The 837-nt window shown below is 56.6% G+C and carries 1 protein-coding gene; it reads right to left on the bottom strand.

Annotated elements, in window-relative coordinates; genetic code table 11:
• Positions 1-56: 56 nt before the first annotated feature.
• A complete protein-coding gene (locus tag AWB81_RS43670) occupies positions 57-779 on the bottom strand; it encodes an IS6 family transposase (RefSeq protein WP_062644808.1) in 723 nt (240 codons plus the stop codon).
• Positions 780-837 lie beyond the last annotated feature (58 nt).

Here is an 837-nt window from a genome sequence, read left to right on the forward strand (position 1 = left end):
GGTTCTGTCGCGATAAGAAACGTGTGTTGAGCAAGGCCTGACATGCTTAGGAATACTTATGCCACTAGCGAGTAGAACTGCTCCGCGGGAGTCTGTCCGATGCCGCGGTCTTTCATCTGTCCCTTGGCGATCATATGCATAAACTCAATGCCGCTTAACAAGATGCGTGCACAACGAAATGTCTTGAATCCCAACATAGGTCGGGTACGGCGCTTGATCGCCCGATGGTCCTGTTCCACGACGTTGTTGAGATACTTTACCTGGCGGATCTTGATGGGCGTCTCACGCCCAGCGTTCACGACGTGCAGCCCGGCCAGATTGGCGCCACTCTTGTCGATCGTTACGGTTTCGGGCACGCCATTCTGATCGATGGCCTTTTCGAAGTACCGTCGGGCCGCTTCCTTGTCCCGCCTGGCTCGCAGCAGGAAATCAACCGTGTCGCCCGCCTTGTCCACGGCTCGGTACAAATACTTCCACTGCCCCTTGACCTTGATGTACGTCTCGTCTACGCGCCAGCTCTTGCCGACCGGGCGCTTGCGACGCCGGAACGCCTTTTCAAGCACGGGCAGCAGCTTGATCGCCCACCGGTGCACGGTTGAGTGATCGACATCGATGCCACGCTCGGCCATCATTTCTTCCAGATTTCGCAGGCTCAGCCCATAGGCCACATACCAACGCACGCACATCAGGATCACATCCAGCGGATAGTGCAGTCGCTTCAGCACGTTGTCAATGCCAGTGGGCAGCGTCTTGCGTGGCTTCTTGGTCTTTTCCATCATCTTCGTCGTGCGTTGCGGTTCGTCCGATTCTACTTGACCGCGTTAGTGCGACAGAACC

The sequence above is a fragment of the Caballeronia arationis genome (assembly GCF_001544975.2).
Lineage (GTDB): Bacteria > Pseudomonadota > Gammaproteobacteria > Burkholderiales > Burkholderiaceae > Caballeronia > Caballeronia arationis.